Raw genomic sequence first — 16874 nt, 5'->3', positions numbered from 1 at the left:
CCGCCGCTAGCTTAACCCGAAGGTTAAACCCGCTCGACTTGCATGTATTAGGCACGCCGCCAGCGTTCGTCCTGAGCCAGGATCAAACTCTCCATAATAGAAAGATGACTTACTCATTTGAAGCTAGCGAGATTTTGCAATCTCTTTTATAGTCGATTGTTCGACTGTGCTTACTCACTCGTTGTTCAGTTTTCAAAGATCAATTTCTTTCATTCTTGTTCGTCATCCGTTTAGCGGCGACTTTTTAAATATATCACAGTGTCACCGATGATTGCAAGTCTTTTTTTCTAGAGACTTTTTGAGAACATCTTAGTTGATAAGACTCACTCGCATCGTTTCGAAGTGACGAGTTATAAAATAACATAGATAGAGAGGGTAAGTCAAGCACTTACCCCCTATTTTTTTTGAGCTTGATAATTACGGTTTCTGGCATACTTCGATATTTCCTTTGGCGTCGCTAATCTGGCGTACATCCTAAAGATAACCTTATATCTAGATTCTATAGCACCCTTTATCTCTTGATCAATTCTCTTATCATTGAGATCGAATAGCATTTCGTCTAGTTCTTTACGCAATACATAATCTAATTCTCTGCATTCTCTCTCATTGAACAAAAATCCGAGCATACATCCATCCAAACCCCTCTCGACTGTAGAGATTCATGGCACTAACAGTTTGTTAGACAGATCAGGAAGGGCTTCACTTGCCCTTCTTCATTTCCGCCTTATTGTTATGCTCAGATTTTGCCAGTTTTATGACAACGAGATTGAAAATATTTTACAAATGCACCAACCAGTAGGTAATCGTACTTTCAATTATGGCTGCAATAAACAACAAGACGACAATTCCAATGCTAAGCGGTTTGGTTAGTTGGAGAATTCTCTTCATTTCAAGGCGAGCACTTCGTTTCTCCGCAGGTACAAGCAGTTGCACGCCCATTTTCCACACTAGCATTCCTAACTTCAATCCATATGCACAGGCAAGTAATATAACTGGAATCTCAATAAAACCATGCGGCAGTATACCCTTCATGACTATGGCTATTGTACTTTCCCCCGTCTGCAAGGACAGTACATAACCTAGAATCATCCCATTTGCAATTAGCATAAAGAGCGGAAGTATACCTAGGAATAATCCACAAAAAACAATAAGTACGGATTTAATTGCGTTATTTAAAAAGATGAAAATAAACAGCCAAACCTGCGGATTTTCTTTGCCGCTTATCGATTTAATCATAGGTTGAAGTCCCTCTAACTGCTTTTCCAAGAAATGCGAAAACTGCTCAGAGTTTGCCCACCCCATATAGAAACTAAAACCAAACACAAGCACAACTACAATAAAGTAATGCTTCATTTCTTTGAAATGTCTTAGTAATACCTGAAAATCCATTCTCTAATTCCTCCAATTTCGGAAGCATAAGTACCATGTGTACGAGCATACATTATTTACTAAAGGATATACAAGCTCTCTAATTGCTTAACATAAAGGAGGTACAAGCTATTCATGAACTACTTTTTTGTAATCAACGCACGCAAATTCAAACAATACTTGTTCATTGCTCTTGCCATTATCTTCTCCGCGGCCATTATCTATTCCGAACAGAGTAATGTATCTGTCTTTATGAACTCTGAGCCTTCAGCCATTTACAGTGTCCAAACCGAGAAGAAAGTTATTGCCCTTACTTTTGATATCTCTTGGGGTGACACTCGCGCTGAACCCATCTTGAAAATACTAAAAGACAATGGCGTCAAAGATGCAACTTTCTTCTTATCTTCCCCTTGGAGCAAGAGTCATCCCAACATTGTTTCTCACATCAAGAGCTATGGCTTTGAAATTGGCAGCCACGGGAATAAATTCGACAACTACAGTTCACTCAGTGACGAGGAAATCCGAAACGAGATCTCGACAGCCCATGGTATTTTAACTGAATTAGTCGGAAAAGAACCGAATCTCATTCGTCTACCTAATGGTGATTTTGACAAACGTGTACTACGAATCGCTGATGATCTTGGCTACTCCGTCATTCAATGGGATACTGACTCACAGGATTGGCTGAATAAAGGTGTGGATACCATCGTGAACCGAGTTGTCAGCAAGGCGCACCCTGGAGATATTGTCCTACTACATGCTAGCGACTCCTCTCAACAAACACATGAGGCTTTACCCGTAATCATCCAGCAGCTTCGAGCAAAAGGCTATCAATTCGTAAGCGTTAGCGAACTTATTAAGCAAACTCAGGTCGACACAACACCTGTTGAAGATCAAGCCATGAAACAAATCCATTGAAATATGTGAATAGATTAGAAAAAAAGAGCTAATTAAATTAGCTCTTTTTGTTATCCAATATCTTATGTAGCGTCAGAATTTGCCATGCATTACAAACAATTAAAGGCGCCAACATAAATAGACTTGATGCTGCGTTATCCAATTTCAATGCGGGTACTGCCTCAAGAATAGTTACTGCAGTCATAAAAAATAAAGTAGGAATGAATGCATTCTTATTTGTCATTTTGACCTTCCAGTAGCTAACTGCTAAAGAAATCGCTAGTACGCATACAGGCAGAATGAAGTATCCAAGTAATGATTCCGAGCTATTGAAATTCGTCTTTCTCAAGTACACGAGGTCGAATAGTACTACGATGACAATGGTAAGCTGTATAAGATCCCAAACTGTTTTGGAACGTATAATGCCAACAGCAATGAACCTAACGATTAAATAAGCGAAGAAGCCCATTTGACTTAACACGCTTATAGTAGCCCCACCAAGAATCATATTGACCAGGTTAAATCCAACGGCTGATAACCCCATGACAGAAAATTCTTTGTCTGAAAATTGAAGAATAAGTCCAATCACAGTGGATACAACCACACCTAATAGTAGTGTTGTCCAAAATAAGTGAAACCATTTACGTAACGTCACGTTTAATTACCTCCACAAATCAACTCTAATTGTTAATTGTACCAACCTTTACGATAAAAAGCCAATAATGTCCCCTTATATTCTGACCCTAACCACACATACTAAGACCATTAAAGTTAAGGGAAGGGAGCATGTAGTTATGTTAAAGACAAGACTTAGAAAGCTTCAGGTCCTACCGGTCATATCAATGGCTTTTCTCCTGGCTTCATGTGGCACCGATAATTCTTCACAAGGACAATCCCAGGCTAATACGTACAAAGAACAGAAGACAATGATCCTAGATATTCTTAAATCAGACGACGGTAAAAAAGCCATCAGCGCCGCTAATCGAAGTATAATGAATGGCGATGTTGGGACGAATAGCATTGCAGGTCAATCCCAAATTAAACTGCTCTCTGCTAATGAATCCCTCCAGCTCCAAATGGCTGTTAAGGATGTACTGACAGCAAAGGAAAATAATATGTTTTTGACTGACATGATGAAGGATCCTAAGTTCGCAGGTGACTTCGCTATGGCCATTCAAAAGGAAACGAAACAAATGTTCAAGGAATTACTGAAGGATCCTACTTACCAGAAATCATTAATCGATGTCATGAAAAATCCCGACTATGAAAAGATGGTTCTTGATGTTATGAAAACCGCGCCGTACCGTCAACAAATGATGACTGTCATGGAGGAATCTATTCAGAGTCCACTCTTCCGTGCACAATTGGTTGAATTACTCAAGTCTGCGATTGCTCAACAAAGCAAACCTGATCAGATGCCTTCTGCGAAAAGCACAGAGAAAAGTGAAGATAAATCCAAAGAAGAAGGGGATAAAAAGGAAGAAGGAGGAGAGGAAAAGAAGAAGGATGACTCCTCAGGAGACTCCGAAAAGCAAGGTGAAGAGAAGAAAGATGGCGGATCCGATTCTGGTTCTTAAACTAAAAAAAGGAAGAGGTTGCAGATTCCCTCTGCTTCCTCTTCCTTTTTACTATTTTTCTAGTTTTGTAATGATTCTATCTGCGATTTCCAAATAGATTTCTCCAGCTTTGGATTCTGCTTTATACACAGATGGCGAGTAATCAATTTCGGATATATGGTTATCCGGTGCTCCTAATGGGATTTGCGCTAACAGCTCACTGTGTAAATCTTCTGCAAGCTTAGCTCCTCCACCTTTACCAAAAATATAATCAATGCTGCCATCTTTACCTTCATAGTAGGACATGTTTTCAACGATACCTAGAATTTCATGATTCGTTTGAATAGCCATTGCGCCTGCTCTAGCAGCTACAAATGCAGCTGTTGCGTGCGGTGTCGTAACAATGACCTCTTTACTTTGTGGGATTAGCTGATGTACATCTAACGCAACATCCCCAGTACCCGGAGGAAGATCTAGCAGGATGTATTCCACATCCCCCCAGTTAACTTCATTGAAGAAATTGCGCAGCATTTTACCAAGCATTGGTCCACGCCATACAACAGGTGCATTATCCTGAACAAAGAACCCCATCGATATCACTTTTACACCAAATTTCTCAACAGGAATAATCACATTCTCGACGAGTTGCGGTTGCTCTTCAATCCCCATCATATCCGGAATACTAAAGCCATAGATATCAGCGTCGATAATCCCTACCTTTTTACCTTTACGAGCTAAGGCAACTGCTAGATTTACCGTGACCGTTGATTTCCCGACGCCACCTTTACCACTCGCAACTGCAATAAACTCAACCGTAGAGGATTGTCCAAGAATCGGTTGCTGGATAGGAGGTTGAACTGGCTTCGGCGGTGTTGCTTGATCCGACTGTTGTTCAGTCCCTTCCAAACGACTTCGCTCATGGTCCGTCATTAATCTAAACCTGATATGGACTTGAGGTATTCCTATATTAGCTAACGATTGCTGAATGAATGCTTTGGCTTGCTCCTTAAATCCTTCATCCTCTGTAACGACGATTAGACTTAAAGATACCGCATCTTCCTTCACCATTACATCACGAATCAAATTTAATTCTACTACACTCTTTTTGAACTGAGGTTCTATTAGCGTATTCAACGCTTCTAGGATTTGATCTTTATGTACCATAGCCACATCACACCTTTATTGGGACATTGTCTTCGCGGCTTTAATTATAACACATTATGAGGCAGAACCCACTTTTTCCCCCGCAAAATATCTCAAAATCCCTTGATACACAGATGCAGCCAACATCTTCTGATAATTGTCATCTGCTAGTAGTTTGGCCTCTTCAGGGTTAGAAAGGAAGCCAACCTCTACGAGTGCGCTCGGAACTTTCAATGTTTTCAACAGATACACGGTCTTATCAGCTAACTTGGCAACACGATCGGTATTCTCTAGATTGCGCCTAAGCTCAGCTTGAATTAATGCTGCTAAGTTTGGATTGTCTGGATTATTTAAATAATAGAACGTTTGTGCGCCTCTCCACTTTTCAGAAGGTATACTGTTTAAATGAATGCTCAAAAACATATCAACATTATTGTTTTGGATTAAGTCTGCACGATTATGCAGATCTTGCGTCTTACGTTTGCTGTAGCCTTTCGTGCCCGACTCAGCGAGGTCTGTATCCGTTTCTCTCGTCAAAACAACGACAGCTCCAGCTTGTTGCAAATAATCACGCAGGCGCAGCGTAATGGCCAAGTTGATATCCTTTTCAATGATACCATCCTTGCTCTCCGCCCCGCCGTCAGGCCCCCCATGACCGGCGTCTAGCGCAATTGTCTTGCCCGATAAAGGGAGCGTCCAATCCGACCATGTTTTCGTTGCAGGGAGCTCGTACGCATAAATAAAGACAACCAATGCAACCAACATGGCTGAAAGCAATAGTTTCATACTACTGTGAAAGGTCAGCCAGACCACTAACCTTTTCTTCCTTTTGCGCATAAAAAATCCACCTCTGTTCCCCTATAGACTCTGTAACATCTATATGGGACAGGGTGGACAAATATACCAGACGTACCTACACGGTGCACTTAAAGATAATGTGCGAGTAATTAGTTTCTACGTACATATCGCGGTAGAATCGCCTCATGAGGCCCTGCATAGCACATAAAAGCCAATTATACTCATCACCTACTTATGAAGACCACATTCTGTTTTCTCACTACTTGCCCAGCGACCAGCACGTGGATCTTCACCATCGGCTACTTGGCGAGTGCAGTGTGTGCACCCAATACTTGGGTAGTTGCGATCGTGAAGTGGGTTATAGATCACATCATTATCACGAATATATTGCCAAACATCCTCTGATGTCCAGTTAGCTAGAGGATTGAATTTGATCAAGCCGAATTTCACATCGTACTCTACTTTCTTAGCGTTAGCACGCGTAGGTGCTTGATCGCGGCGAATTCCCGTAATCCAAGCATCGTAGTTTCTAAGAATATCCGTTAGCGGATCAACTTTACGAATATTGCAGCATTTGTTCGCATCGCTCTTCCATAGTTCGTCACCATGTTCCGCCGCTTGCTCTTCAAGCGTAAGTTTAGGTAAAACCTGAACAAACTTCGTGCCATAATGCTTTTCAAGACGTTCTTTCGTTTCATACGTCTCGTCGAAGTGCACATTTGTATCTAAATAAAAAATATCAACGTTAGGGTTAATTTTTTGTAACATATCGACAAGCACAACGTCTTCGGCTCCAAAACTACATGCTAAGGTCAAACTTCCGAATGTATCTACTGCAAGTTTCAACAGGGCTTCAGGCGACTGATTTTCGAATTCTTCCGCTGCTTTCGTTACAAATGCTTCTTTTTCAAATAGATTCATTGTACGATTCCTCCAATAGTCGATAATCCCGACTGCTATTGTATGATTTATATTTAATTATATCCGACTTCTACAAGGAGTCAATGACTTATTTCCATTTTGGTATTAACTTTAAGATTTGAGGACAGAATCGGGATATCTGGAGGTATAAAAAAAGAAAAACCTTTCCCAGCATAAGCCGAAAAGGTTTTTCTTGCGTGCCAATGGCACAGGATCTTAACGTTTGGAGAATTGAGGAGCACGACGTGCTGCTTTCAATCCGTATTTTTTACGCTCTTTCATACGGGAATCACGTGTCAAGAATCCAGCTTTTTTCAAGGATCCACGGTATTCCGGATCAGCTTTCAACAATGCACGGGAGATCCCGTGACGAATTGCGCCAGCTTGTCCGCTGATTCCGCCGCCATTTGCAAGAACTAGAACATCGTATTGACCGATTGTTTCAGTTAGAGCAAGTGGTTGTTTAACGATTAGCTTCAATGTTTCTAGACCGAAATACTCATCTAGATCACGTTTATTGATGATGATGCGTCCTTCACCCGGTATTAAGCGAACACGCGCTACCGAATGTTTACGACGACCCGTTCCATAATATTGAACTTGTGCCACGAAACGTTCCTCCTTATATTAACCGCGAAGATTCCAGACTTCTGGTAGTTGTGCTTGGTGTGGATGCTCTGCGCCACCGTAGACTTTAAGCTTAGTTTTCAAGCTGTCGCCTAGACGGTTCTTAGGAAGCATACCATGAACTGCGAATTCGATCATACGATCAGGCTTAGTGTTAAGTAGGTCCTGAGCGGAAGTCACTTTCAAACCACCTTGGTACATTGAGTGACGGTAGTACATTTTGTTTTGCATTTTCTTACCTGTAAGCTTAATTTGGGAAGCATTGATAACTACTACGAAATCACCAGTATCTACGTGTGGAGTGAACTCCGGTTTGTGCTTACCGCGGATAATGCTAGCAACTTCACTTGCAAGACGGCCAAGTGTTTGGCCTGCAGCGTCAACAATGTACCATTTACGCTCAACTTCATTTGGCTTAGCCATATATGTGGTGCGCATGCTTAATCCTCCTAAAAATATATCTGAAATACATAAGTTATAGTTGTGTTAGTTTAACATAAGCGATGGATAGTTATGGTCATCTGTGATCAGGGGCTGTGGGGTAGCCGATCACGAAACGCCAAGTTATATTTTACACGATATCGTCTTAAGAATCAAGTGCTGATGTTAACTTTTTAATAGTCAACTTTCCACAGAGTCAAACCCATAGCTTCGGCAGTAGGACCCGCCTGAGAGCGATCTCTGGCCTCGAGAACACGTTGCATGTCGCTAGATGGTCTCTTACCCTCACCAATCTGAATCAACGTCCCTACGATGATCCTCACCATGTTATAAAGAAAACCGTTGCCTGTTATAATCAACCGAATACGATCTACTTTACCAGTCGCCACCAACTCGTCAGATTCCGTCACCATACGAACCTCATATAAGGTTCTCACTTTGATTTCCTTATCCGTTCTCACTGTGCAAAACGAAGTAAAATCATGCTCACCTAGCAGGCAAGGGAGCGCCTCTCTCATGGCTTCCACATTTAGATGTGTGGGGTGATGATACTCGAAGTTGCGGTGAAAGACATCAGGGAAGCGCGCCGAACGAATCGTATAACAATAGGTTTTACGTTTCGCGGCTTTGCGAGAGTGAAAAGTAGGGAGGACTTCTTCCGCCGTATGTGCGACGATGTCCCTGGGTAGTCTAGCATTTAGAGCTAAGCACCATCGTTCCACTGGAATCTTAGAACTTGTTGTAAAATTAATAACTTGCGCTTTCGCATGAACACCGGCGTCTGTACGCCCTGATGAAATGACTTTCACCGTCTCACCTGTCAACAAGAAGACAGCCTGTTCTAACCGATATTGAACCGTGTCTGATCTCGGCTGTATCTGGAAGCCAGAATAAGATGTGCCATCGTAACTTATGGTAAAACGTAGATTTCTCAAGGCTTGTTCCTCCATGAGACATCCTTTCTACCTAGTTCAAATTGCTTCCGCAACTCTATCCACTAGAATGCGATCCAAGACTGCAAAAAAAGGGCTTCACCAGAATCTAGTGATTCCGTCCACCCTTTCCCATCCGTCTTCTATGCGCGATCTACTAGCTCTAGGTAAACCATTGGTGCTGCGTCACCGCGGCGTGGTCCCAGTTTAAGGATACGAGTGTATCCGCCTGGACGCTCGGAGTAGCGAGTAGCCAAATCAGAGAATAGTTTTTGAATCGCATCTTGATTTTCGTTAGCAGCTTCTCTACGAACAAAAGCAGCAACCTGACGGCGTGCGTGAAGATCTCCGCGTTTCGCAAGAGTAATTAACTTCTCAGCGATTGAACGAATTTCTTTTGCTTTTGCTTCTGTTGTTTGAATGCGCTCATGTATGAACAGATCCGTTACCAGATCACGAAATAATGCTTTACGATTACTGGAATCGCGGTTCAATTTTCTGTAGTTCATTGAGTTAACCTCCTTCTGACAAGATTATTCCTCGGTACGTAGACCCAGACCCAGCTCTTCGAGCTTCTCTTGAACTTCTTCAAGGGATTTGCGACCTAAGTTCCGAACTTTCATCATGTCTTCTTCTGTTTTGGTAATCAGCTCTTGTACGGTATTAATCCCTGCACGTTTGAGACAGTTGTAAGAACGAACGGAAAGATCTAGTTCTTCGATCGTCATCTCAAGAACTTTTTCTTTCTTATCTTCTTCTTTTTCAACCATGATCTCAGCGTCTTTTGCTTCATCCGTCAAACCGACGAATAAGAGCAAATGTTCAGTTAAGATTTTAGCGCCCAAGCTTACTGCTTCTTCTGGACGAATACTTCCATCGGTCCACACTTCGAGGGTCAACTTATCATAGTTAGTCACTTGGCCGACGCGAGTATTCTCAATTGCGTAGTTTACCCGAGTAATAGGCGTGTAGATCGAATCAATTGGAATTACACCAATTGGTTGCTCTTCATGCTTATTTTTGTCTGATTGGACGTAACCGCGCCCTCTGCCCGCATGAATCCTCATGTGAAGACGTGCATCTGGAGACAAGGTAGCAATGTGTAGATCCGGGTTAAGGATTTCAACATCACTATCACCACGGATATCAGCCGCAGTAATGTTACCTTCTCCTTCTGCATCAATTTCTAGCACTTTCTCCTCATCGGAGTGAATCTTCAACGATAAACCTTTGAGATTAAGGATAATTTCCGTAACATCCTCAAGCACGCCAGGAATCGTTGAAAATTCGTGCAAAACGCCATCGATTTGGACAGAGGTTACTGCTGCCCCCGGTAAGGAGGACAGTAAGATACGACGTAGTGAGTTTCCTAAGGTTGTACCGTAGCCACGCTCCAAAGGCTCAATGATAAATCTACCATAAGCGCCATCTTCACTTAATGCTACAGTTTCTATTTTTGGCTTTTCGATTTCGATCATGAAATGTACCCTCCATTCAATACGTCGGTTCCCTCTGGATACTTCGTTGAAAATTTCATAGTATGCCTATCCTTCAAACCATTATTCACGATTTTGGAATAATTATACTACAAAGTGATCCTGAATTATACGCGACGACGTTTTGGAGGACGGCAGCCATTATGAGGAACCGGCGTCACGTCTTTAATCAGGTTTACTTCAAGACCTGCTGCTTGCAAAGAGCGGATTGCTGCTTCGCGGCCAGCGCCTGGACCTTTAACCATAACTTCAACAGTTTTCAAGCCGTGCTCCATTGCTGCTTTAGCTGCTTTTTCAGCTGCCATTTGTGCTGCGAAAGGAGTGCTTTTACGGGAACCTTTGAATCCAAGGTTTCCTGAACTTGCCCAAGAAATTGCGTTACCATGCGGATCCGTGATCGTTACGATCGTGTTGTTAAATGTTGAACGGATGTGTGCTACACCGCTCTCAATATTCTTCCGGTCACGACGTTTCGTACGGACGACTTTTTTAGGTTTTGCCATTAGCTCTAACCCCCTTTATTATTTCTTCTTATTAGCTACTGTACGACGAGGACCTTTACGTGTACGAGCATTAGTTTTAGTACGTTGACCACGAACAGGAAGACCACGGCGGTGACGAAGACCACGGTAGGATCCGATTTCGATTAGACGTTTGATGTTAAGGGAAATTTCACGGCGAAGATCGCCTTCTACTTTAAGGGTTTTGTCAATTACATCACGGATTTTGCTCACTTCATCTTCAGTCAAGTCACGAACGCGAGTACTCGCATCGATACCTGTGGAAGCAATGATTTTCTGAGCAGTTGTAGTGCCGATACCGAAAATGTAAGTCAACGCGATTACAACTCGTTTGTCACGAGGTAAGTCAACTCCAGCTAAACGTGCCATCTACAGAATGCACCTCCTTTTAACCTTGTTTTTGTTTGTGCTTAGGTGTTTCACAAATTACCATTACTTTGCCTTTACGGCGAATAACTTTACATTTCTCACAAATCGGTTTTACTGACGGTCTTACTTTCATTTTAAGCCCTCCTTTTCATCGTAAGCAACCATGTTGCGTTTTCGTTAGAAAACTTGCTTCGTAAGCATACGTCTTGAGAGAGTATTACTTCTAAGCCGAACATTTATTTGAAACGGTAGGTTATACGGCCTCTCGTCAAATCATAAGGCGATAATTCTACGGTAACCTTATCTCCAGGCAAAATGCGGATAAAATGCATTCTGATCTTTCCTGAAACATGGGCTAGGATTTTATGACCATTTTCCAATTCAACTTTAAACATTGCATTCGGAAGAGGTTCAATCACTGTACCTTCTACTTCAATTACATCTTCTTTGGCCACAGTCATTCTCCTTTCTCTTGTGCTTCAACTTGCATAAGCTCAACGAATTTGGCGATTGCAAAGCGCAATTTCCCATTAGTAACACGACCTGTTTCCCTAATGCTTGACTCCACTTCACTGCTAATCGTTTCTTGTAAATGAAGATGGTTCAGGTTCTTCTTCTTCGGTTGATCGAATTTGCGATTGACGCCGTCGGCAAGCCAGACAAAGCGATCATCTACAAGACCGACCACGACCGCATATTCTCCTGGATCTCTACCGCGAAGCACCTTTACGATTTGACCCACTTGCGGAATCTTACTATCCACTCAATTCACCTACGATCTAGGCAAAGTTAATATTTCATAACCAGCTGCTGTTATAGCAACCGTATGTTCGAAATGAGCGCATAGGGTACGATCCGTAGTGACGACAGTCCAATCGTCTTCGAGTGTTTGGACAAATCTTTCGCCAACAACCACCATGGGTTCAATGGCTAGGACCATGCCTGGTTTGAGCCTGGGACCTTTGTCAGGAATACCATAGTTCGGAATTTGAGGTTCTTCGTGAAGATCCGTTCCAATACCATGACCGACATACTCTATAACCACGGAGAAGCCTGCGTCTTCAATACAAGTTTGGATTGCATGCGACAACGTGTAGAGTCTAGCATCCGGTTTAGCTTCTGCAATGCCTCGATAGAGTGATTCTTCTGTTACTTTCAGCAAACGCTGAGCAGTTTCAGAAATTTCACCGACAGGATATGTCCAAGCAGAATCTCCATGATAACCTTTATATTGAGCACCAATATCAATACTGATAATGTCGCCCTCTACGAGCTTTCTTGGACCAGGAATACCATGAACTAATTCTTCGTTGACTGAAGCACATATGCTTCCAGGAAAACCATTGTAACCTTTGAAAGATGGAATTGCTCCCTGACTGCGAATGAATTCCTCTGCGATCTGATCAAGTTCTTTCGTTGTAATGTTCGGACGAATCGCCCTTGCCAATAAGCGGTGCGTTTCGGCTACGATACGACCAGCTTCTCGCATTAGGTCTAGTTCAACCTCGGACTTACAAATGATCATTACGCTAGACCTCGTAGCAGTGAGCTAATTTGTTCAGTTACCGCATGAATGTCTTGTTCCCCGTTAACCTCACGCAATAATTCCCTCTTTTGGTAGTAATCCAGAAGTGGAGCCGTTTTGTTGATATATTCATCCAAACGTGTTCCGACTTTCTCTTCCGTATCATCAGATCGTTGGTACAACTCACCGGAACATTTATCGCATACGCCTTCTTGCTGAGGTGGGTTGAAGATGACATGATACGTAGAACCACAGGATTTACAAATTCTTCGGCCAGTTAGTCGTGCTAACAGATAACTGCGATCAACAGCTAGATTGATAACAATCTCAATCTTCTTGCCAAGTGAATCTACGATTTCGGACAATGCATCTGCTTGAGCTACCGTACGCGGAAACCCATCAAGCAAAAATCCTTTATCGCAGTCCGGCTGAGCAAGACGCTCTTTCACAATACCGTTCGTAATTTCATCAGGAACCAGAAGTCCCTTATCAACATATCCTTTAGCTTCAATACCCATTGGAGTACCTTGGCTCATAGCTGCGCGGAACGCGTCGCCTGTCGAAATATGTGGAATTTGAAACTCAGAAACGATTTTTTCTGCTTGCGTACCTTTGCCTGCACCAGGAGGCCCCATAAATATTACGTTCACAATTAAAACCTCCCCATCGCACTCGGCATTACGAACAGCACAATAGGTGCCGATGTCGCAGAACTTGCCCCATCAGAACCTATTAGCTATTTATTGATGAACCCTTTGTAATGACGCTTAATCAATTGGCTCTCGATTTGCTTCATTGTCTCAAGACCAACGCCTACTACGATAAGTAAAGATGTACCACCTATTTGAACCGAACTAGGCAATCCAGCAAGTCCTCCAAATAGCATTGGAAGAATAGAAATTGCTGAGAGAAACAGAGCTCCAGAAAGAGTAATTCTAGTCATTACACGTGTCAGATAAGTCGAAGTTGTTTTACCTGGTCTGATACCTGGTATGTAACCGCCATTCTTCTTCATCTGATCAGCCATTTGAACTGGATTAATTTGTACGAAGGTGTAGAAGTAGGTGAAACCAATAATCAGCAGTACATAAAGTACAATCGCTAATGGTGCAGTTTGGTTAATACTCAAGTTGTTAATAATCCATTCTGCAACTACATTTCCTCTCCAGTAACTTGCAATGGTTGGAGGAAACATCAAAAGTGACAATGCGAAGATTACAGGGATAACACCAGCAGCATTCACTTTAAGTGGAATGTGTGTTGTTTGCCCACCATACATTTTACGGCCAACTACACGCTTAGCATATTGTACAGGTATCTTACGAACACCTTGTTGTACGAATATAACGCCAGCAATAATCAGGATAACAACTGCAGCAATAATGATTAGTTTCACAATGTTCAGGAAAAGCGCTGCATCGGTTGTAAAGAGTGATTTGTAGATTTGTTGAATGCTCGTTGGAATCGCAGAGACGATCCCAGCGAAGATGATAATGGAAATACCGTTACCAATTCCGTACTCCGTGATTTGCTCACCTAGCCACATCAAGAAAGCTGTACCAGCGGTCAATACGATAGCGATTAAAGCGAAAGTCGTAAACCCGGCATCAATGACTAAACCACTGTAAAGGCGGTTAAAGCCAATTGATAAACCGAAAGCTTGAATCAACCCTAGAACAATCGTACCGTAACGAGTCACCTGCGTCATTTTCTTTCTTCCGACATCTCCTTCTTTCGCCCATTGCGCGAAGCGCGGGATGACATCCATGGACAAAAGCTGAACAATGATCGAAGCCGTGATATAAGGCATAATTCCCATCGCGAAGATGGAGAATTGGAAGAGCGCACCGCCGGAGAACGTGTTAAGCAAACCAAAGACATCGCTCTGATTCGCTTGATCTTGAAGTTTCAGAACATCTGTATTAATGTTTGGAACCGGAATAAACGCTCCCAAACGGTAGACGATTAGCAAGATAAGCGTGAAGAGAATCCTTCTGCGTAAATCTTCTACTTTGAAGATGTTGGCTATGGTATTGAACATTAAATCACCTCGGTTTGACCGCCGGCAGCTTGGATTTTCTCAATCGCTGATTGAGAGAACTTATTCGCTTTAACGGTTAATTTTACTGTGATTTCACCGTTTCCTAAAATCTTAATACCGTCTTTAGGAGCTTTAACAATACCAGTCTCCATCAATACTTCTGGAGTAACCTCAGTACCAGCTGCGAAATTGTTCAAATCTTCAAGATTAACGATCGCGTACTCCGTACGGAAACGGTTCGTAAATCCACGTTTAGGTAAACGACGGTACAATGGGTTTTGTCCACCCTCAAATCCAGGACGAACGCCTCCACCGGAACGTGCGTTTTGACCTTTATGTCCGCGAGATGATGTTTTACCCATACCACTACTTGTTCCACGTCCAACACGCTTAGGTGATTTACGAGCGCCAGTAGCAGAACTTAGCTCATGTAACTTCATCGTTGCACACCTCCTCTAGATCTTAAATTCGTATTTCTATGCTTCGATTTCTTTAACTTCTACCAAATGGCTCACTTGATTAACCATACCTCTGATTGCTGCATTGTCTTGGTGAAGAACAGTTTGGTTCAACTTACGAAGACCAAGAGTTTTCACTGTAATGCGTTGCGTTTCAGGACGGCCGATCAAGCTGCGTTTTAGGGTAACCTGTAATTGTTTAGCCATGTTTACCCCTCCTAACCTAATAGCTCTTGAACAGTTTTACCGCGAAGCTTTGCAACTTCTTCCGCTTTTTTCAAGCGGCTCAAGCCTTCAAGCGTTGCGTTAACCATGTTCATGGAGTTCGATGAACCCAGGGATTTTGTCAAGATATCGCCTACACCAGCAAGTTCAAGTACTGCACGAACTGGTCCGCCTGCGATAACTCCTGTACCTTGGGATGCTGGTTTCAATAGAACGCGTCCTGCGCCAAATTTACCAGTAACAAGGTGAGGAATCGAAGTGCCTACGATAGGAACATGAATCAAGTTCTTTTTCGCATCTTCAATGCCTTTACGGATTGCATCTGGAACTTCGGAAGCTTTACCGATTCCTGCACCAACCCAGCCATTGCCATCGCCAACGACAACAAGTGCGCTGAAGCTGAAACGACGTCCGCCTTTTACTACTTTAGCTACGCGATTAATATTTACGACTTTTTCTGTTAGCTCTAAAGTATTAGGATCTACACGCAAGTCTTTTACCTCCTTATTAATGTATTTCTAGAATTCAAGTCCAGCTTCACGAGCTGCATCAGCCAATGCTTGAACACGTCCATGATAAAGGTATCCACCGCGGTCAAAAACCACTTGTACTACACCTTTTTCTTTCGCACGTGCTGCAATCAATGCGCCAACTTTACGAGCAGCTTCAACGTTTCCACCGTTACCTACTTCACTTTTAAGCTCTTTATCTTGTGTTGATGCTGCAACGATAGTTGCACCAGTTGTATCATCGATAAGTTGAGCATACATATGTTTGGAAGAACGGAAGATGTTCAAACGTGGGCGAAGAGTTGTACCTTCAATTTTCTTACGAACACGAAGGTGTCTTTTCAGACGAGCTTTATTTTTATCGCTTTTAGTAATCATCTATACTTACACTCCTTTCATCATCTTATGATGCGAGGCTTATGCTTACGTAGCAAGTTTTCATCAGAAAACTCTTAGCTATTACCCGCGATCTTTCGATCTTATTTCTTCTTACCAGCTTTACCTTCTTTACGAAGAATGCGTTCGCCTTCATACTTGATACCTTTACCTTTATACGGCTCTGGTTCACGTACGGAACGAACTTTCGCTGCCATTGCGCCAACTAGTTCTTTATCAATACCTTTAACGATGATTTTCGTGTTCGAAGGAACATCGAACTCAATGCCGTTCTCAGGGTTGATCTCAACTGGATGGGAGTACCCAACGTTAAGAACTAATTTGTCACCGCTTTTGTTTGCACGGTAACCAACGCCAACTAGATCCAACGATTTCGTGAACCCTTCCGTAACACCACTTACCATGTTGGCAACAACACTACGTGTTGTACCATGCAGGGAACGGTGGAGTTTGTTATCGGAAGGACGCTCAACGGAAATCTCGTTTTCTAGAACGCTAACTTTCATATCAGTATGAAGTACACGGGATAGGGAACCTTTAGGTCCGCTAATCGTGATTTGAGTATTGTCTAGTGTTACATTTACACCACTTGGAATGGTGATTGGCTTACGACCAATACGAGACATGTTTGCACCTCCATTCAATTACAAT

At 42.5% G+C, this 16874-nt stretch carries 26 protein-coding genes and 1 rRNA gene; 2 read left to right on the top strand and 25 right to left on the bottom strand.

Annotation, left to right across the window (positions count from 1 at the left end; genetic code table 11):
* From AC58QM_RS34550 to AC58QM_RS34540, 3 genes are all read right to left on the bottom strand, one after another.
* A 16S ribosomal RNA gene (locus AC58QM_RS34550) occupies positions 1-98 on the bottom strand; the annotation flags it as partial.
* A 297-nt stretch (positions 99-395) separates the two neighbouring features.
* Positions 396-626 carry a hypothetical protein gene (locus tag AC58QM_RS34545; protein WP_056618222.1) on the bottom strand — a complete coding sequence of 77 codons (231 nt, stop codon included), beginning with the start codon at positions 624-626 and terminating at the stop codon, positions 396-398.
* Between the two features lie 151 nt (positions 627-777).
* Positions 778-1389 carry a stage II sporulation protein M gene (locus AC58QM_RS34540; protein WP_497289203.1) on the bottom strand — a complete coding sequence of 204 codons (612 nt, stop codon included), beginning with the start codon at positions 1387-1389 and terminating at the stop codon, positions 778-780.
* 114 nt (positions 1390-1503) lie between these two features.
* On the opposite strand from AC58QM_RS34540, the gene pdaB reads away from it, so the two are divergent.
* Positions 1504-2286, top strand: a complete 783-nt coding sequence (gene pdaB, locus AC58QM_RS34535; RefSeq protein WP_497289202.1) for a polysaccharide deacetylase family sporulation protein PdaB — start codon at positions 1504-1506, stop codon at positions 2284-2286.
* Positions 2287-2323: 37 nt separating this feature from the next.
* Here pdaB and AC58QM_RS34530 read toward each other — a convergent pair whose 3' ends face one another.
* Positions 2324-2920 carry a KinB-signaling pathway activation protein gene (locus AC58QM_RS34530; protein WP_497289201.1) on the bottom strand — a complete coding sequence of 199 codons (597 nt, stop codon included), beginning with the start codon at positions 2918-2920 and terminating at the stop codon, positions 2324-2326.
* Between the two features lie 139 nt (positions 2921-3059).
* Between AC58QM_RS34530 and gerD the strand changes: the two genes are divergently transcribed.
* Positions 3060-3842 (top strand): spore germination lipoprotein GerD, encoded by a 783-nt coding sequence (gerD, locus tag AC58QM_RS34525; RefSeq protein ID WP_497289200.1) that lies wholly within the window; start codon positions 3060-3062, stop codon positions 3840-3842.
* 51 nt (positions 3843-3893) lie between these two features.
* Here the strand turns inward: gerD and salA are convergent, their stop codons facing one another.
* The 21 genes from salA to rplF form a co-directional block, all read right to left on the bottom strand.
* Complete coding sequence (salA, locus tag AC58QM_RS34520; protein ID WP_497289199.1) at positions 3894-4985, bottom strand: iron-sulfur carrier protein/transcriptional regulator SalA; 1092 nt, start codon at positions 4983-4985, stop codon at positions 3894-3896.
* Positions 4986-5039: 54 nt separating this feature from the next.
* Positions 5040-5801 (bottom strand): N-acetylmuramoyl-L-alanine amidase CwlD, encoded by a 762-nt coding sequence (gene cwlD, locus AC58QM_RS34515; RefSeq protein ID WP_497289198.1) that lies wholly within the window; start codon positions 5799-5801, stop codon positions 5040-5042.
* Positions 5802-5990: 189 nt separating this feature from the next.
* Positions 5991-6683 carry a phosphoadenylyl-sulfate reductase gene (locus AC58QM_RS34510; RefSeq protein ID WP_497289197.1) on the bottom strand — a complete coding sequence of 231 codons (693 nt, stop codon included), beginning with the start codon at positions 6681-6683 and terminating at the stop codon, positions 5991-5993.
* Between the two features lie 216 nt (positions 6684-6899).
* Positions 6900-7292, bottom strand: a complete 393-nt coding sequence (rpsI, locus tag AC58QM_RS34505) for a 30S ribosomal protein S9 (protein WP_028557465.1) — start codon at positions 7290-7292, stop codon at positions 6900-6902.
* Between the two features lie 18 nt (positions 7293-7310).
* On the bottom strand, positions 7311-7748 hold the full coding sequence (rplM, locus tag AC58QM_RS34500) for a 50S ribosomal protein L13 (RefSeq protein WP_497289196.1): 438 nt from the start codon (positions 7746-7748) through the stop codon (positions 7311-7313).
* Positions 7749-7924: 176 nt separating this feature from the next.
* Complete coding sequence (gene truA, locus AC58QM_RS34495; RefSeq protein ID WP_497289195.1) at positions 7925-8686, bottom strand: tRNA pseudouridine(38-40) synthase TruA; 762 nt, start codon at positions 8684-8686, stop codon at positions 7925-7927.
* A 140-nt stretch (positions 8687-8826) separates the two neighbouring features.
* Positions 8827-9192 (bottom strand): 50S ribosomal protein L17, encoded by a 366-nt coding sequence (rplQ, locus tag AC58QM_RS34490; RefSeq protein ID WP_057304263.1) that lies wholly within the window; start codon positions 9190-9192, stop codon positions 8827-8829.
* A gap of 24 nt (positions 9193-9216) precedes the next feature.
* Positions 9217-10161 (bottom strand): DNA-directed RNA polymerase subunit alpha, encoded by a 945-nt coding sequence (locus AC58QM_RS34485; protein ID WP_056618255.1) that lies wholly within the window; start codon positions 10159-10161, stop codon positions 9217-9219.
* 125 nt (positions 10162-10286) lie between these two features.
* The gene (gene rpsK / locus AC58QM_RS34480) at positions 10287-10682 is read right to left on the bottom strand and encodes a 30S ribosomal protein S11 (protein ID WP_028557470.1); all 396 of its coding nucleotides are present in this window, start codon (positions 10680-10682) and stop codon (positions 10287-10289) included.
* 18 nt (positions 10683-10700) lie between these two features.
* Complete coding sequence (gene rpsM / locus AC58QM_RS34475) at positions 10701-11069, bottom strand: 30S ribosomal protein S13 (RefSeq protein WP_028557471.1); 369 nt, start codon at positions 11067-11069, stop codon at positions 10701-10703.
* 19 nt (positions 11070-11088) lie between these two features.
* Positions 11089-11202: a 50S ribosomal protein L36 gene (rpmJ, locus tag AC58QM_RS34470; RefSeq protein WP_171632730.1), complete on the bottom strand. Its 114-nt coding sequence runs from the start codon at positions 11200-11202 to the stop codon at positions 11089-11091.
* Positions 11203-11305: 103 nt separating this feature from the next.
* A complete protein-coding gene (gene infA / locus AC58QM_RS34465; protein ID WP_009676800.1) occupies positions 11306-11524 on the bottom strand; it encodes a translation initiation factor IF-1 in 219 nt (72 codons plus the stop codon).
* Positions 11525-11526: 2 nt separating this feature from the next.
* Positions 11527-11832 carry a hypothetical protein gene (locus tag AC58QM_RS34460; protein WP_497289194.1) on the bottom strand — a complete coding sequence of 102 codons (306 nt, stop codon included), beginning with the start codon at positions 11830-11832 and terminating at the stop codon, positions 11527-11529.
* Positions 11833-11841: 9 nt separating this feature from the next.
* Complete coding sequence (gene map, locus AC58QM_RS34455; RefSeq protein WP_497289193.1) at positions 11842-12594, bottom strand: type I methionyl aminopeptidase; 753 nt, start codon at positions 12592-12594, stop codon at positions 11842-11844.
* The gene (locus tag AC58QM_RS34450) at positions 12594-13244 is read right to left on the bottom strand and encodes an adenylate kinase (protein ID WP_497289192.1); all 651 of its coding nucleotides are present in this window, start codon (positions 13242-13244) and stop codon (positions 12594-12596) included. The genes map and AC58QM_RS34450 overlap by 1 nt, the downstream gene beginning before the upstream one ends.
* A gap of 86 nt (positions 13245-13330) precedes the next feature.
* Positions 13331-14635: a preprotein translocase subunit SecY gene (gene secY, locus AC58QM_RS34445; protein WP_497289191.1), complete on the bottom strand. Its 1305-nt coding sequence runs from the start codon at positions 14633-14635 to the stop codon at positions 13331-13333.
* Entirely contained in the window at positions 14635-15075 is a 441-nt protein-coding gene (gene rplO / locus AC58QM_RS34440) for a 50S ribosomal protein L15 (RefSeq protein WP_310502666.1), read from the bottom strand. The genes secY and rplO overlap by 1 nt, the downstream gene beginning before the upstream one ends.
* A gap of 36 nt (positions 15076-15111) precedes the next feature.
* Positions 15112-15300 carry a 50S ribosomal protein L30 gene (gene rpmD / locus AC58QM_RS34435; RefSeq protein WP_310502667.1) on the bottom strand — a complete coding sequence of 63 codons (189 nt, stop codon included), beginning with the start codon at positions 15298-15300 and terminating at the stop codon, positions 15112-15114.
* Positions 15301-15311: 11 nt separating this feature from the next.
* A complete protein-coding gene (gene rpsE, locus AC58QM_RS34430; protein WP_056618277.1) occupies positions 15312-15809 on the bottom strand; it encodes a 30S ribosomal protein S5 in 498 nt (165 codons plus the stop codon).
* Between the two features lie 27 nt (positions 15810-15836).
* Positions 15837-16205 (bottom strand): 50S ribosomal protein L18, encoded by a 369-nt coding sequence (gene rplR / locus AC58QM_RS34425; protein ID WP_057313450.1) that lies wholly within the window; start codon positions 16203-16205, stop codon positions 15837-15839.
* Positions 16206-16306: 101 nt separating this feature from the next.
* Complete coding sequence (gene rplF, locus AC58QM_RS34420; protein WP_497289190.1) at positions 16307-16849, bottom strand: 50S ribosomal protein L6; 543 nt, start codon at positions 16847-16849, stop codon at positions 16307-16309.
* Between the last annotated feature and the right edge of the window lie 25 nt (positions 16850-16874).

The sequence above is a fragment of the Paenibacillus sp. J22P165 genome, assembly GCF_059692015.1.
Note: the sequence above shows the minus strand (reverse complement) of the source record. Positions and strands in the feature narration are given on the sequence as shown.

What these genes read in the sequence shown, in the direction of transcription:
- AC58QM_RS34545 (WP_056618222.1), bottom strand. Translation starts at nt 626, where the DNA reads ATGCTCGGATTTTTGTTCAATGAGAGAGAATGCAGAGAATTAGATTAT.
- AC58QM_RS34540 (WP_497289203.1), bottom strand. Translation starts at nt 1,389, where the DNA reads ATGGATTTTCAGGTATTACTAAGACATTTCAAAGAAATGAAGCATTAC.
- pdaB (WP_497289202.1), top strand. Translation starts at nt 1,504, where the DNA reads ATGAACTACTTTTTTGTAATCAACGCACGCAAATTCAAACAATACTTG.
- gerD (WP_497289200.1), top strand. Translation starts at nt 3,060, where the DNA reads ATGTTAAAGACAAGACTTAGAAAGCTTCAGGTCCTACCGGTCATATCA.
- salA (WP_497289199.1), bottom strand. Translation starts at nt 4,985, where the DNA reads ATGGTACATAAAGATCAAATCCTAGAAGCGTTGAATACGCTAATAGAA.
- cwlD (WP_497289198.1), bottom strand. Translation starts at nt 5,801, where the DNA reads ATGCGCAAAAGGAAGAAAAGGTTAGTGGTCTGGCTGACCTTTCACAGT.
- AC58QM_RS34510 (WP_497289197.1), bottom strand. Translation starts at nt 6,683, where the DNA reads ATGAATCTATTTGAAAAAGAAGCATTTGTAACGAAAGCAGCGGAAGAA.
- rplM (WP_497289196.1), bottom strand. Translation starts at nt 7,748, where the DNA reads ATGCGCACCACATATATGGCTAAGCCAAATGAAGTTGAGCGTAAATGG.
- rplQ (WP_057304263.1), bottom strand. Translation starts at nt 9,192, where the DNA reads ATGAACTACAGAAAATTGAACCGCGATTCCAGTAATCGTAAAGCATTA.
- AC58QM_RS34485 (WP_056618255.1), bottom strand. Translation starts at nt 10,161, where the DNA reads ATGATCGAAATCGAAAAGCCAAAAATAGAAACTGTAGCATTAAGTGAA.
- rpsK (WP_028557470.1), bottom strand. Translation starts at nt 10,682, where the DNA reads ATGGCAAAACCTAAAAAAGTCGTCCGTACGAAACGTCGTGACCGGAAG.
- rpsM (WP_028557471.1), bottom strand. Translation starts at nt 11,069, where the DNA reads ATGGCACGTTTAGCTGGAGTTGACTTACCTCGTGACAAACGAGTTGTA.
- rpmJ (WP_171632730.1), bottom strand. Translation starts at nt 11,202, where the DNA reads ATGAAAGTAAGACCGTCAGTAAAACCGATTTGTGAGAAATGTAAAGTT.
- map (WP_497289193.1), bottom strand. Translation starts at nt 12,594, where the DNA reads ATGATCATTTGTAAGTCCGAGGTTGAACTAGACCTAATGCGAGAAGCT.
- secY (WP_497289191.1), bottom strand. Translation starts at nt 14,635, where the DNA reads ATGTTCAATACCATAGCCAACATCTTCAAAGTAGAAGATTTACGCAGA.
- rplO (WP_310502666.1), bottom strand. Translation starts at nt 15,075, where the DNA reads ATGAAGTTACATGAGCTAAGTTCTGCTACTGGCGCTCGTAAATCACCT.
- rpmD (WP_310502667.1), bottom strand. Translation starts at nt 15,300, where the DNA reads ATGGCTAAACAATTACAGGTTACCCTAAAACGCAGCTTGATCGGCCGT.
- rplR (WP_057313450.1), bottom strand. Translation starts at nt 16,205, where the DNA reads ATGATTACTAAAAGCGATAAAAATAAAGCTCGTCTGAAAAGACACCTT.
- rplF (WP_497289190.1), bottom strand. Translation starts at nt 16,849, where the DNA reads ATGTCTCGTATTGGTCGTAAGCCAATCACCATTCCAAGTGGTGTAAAT.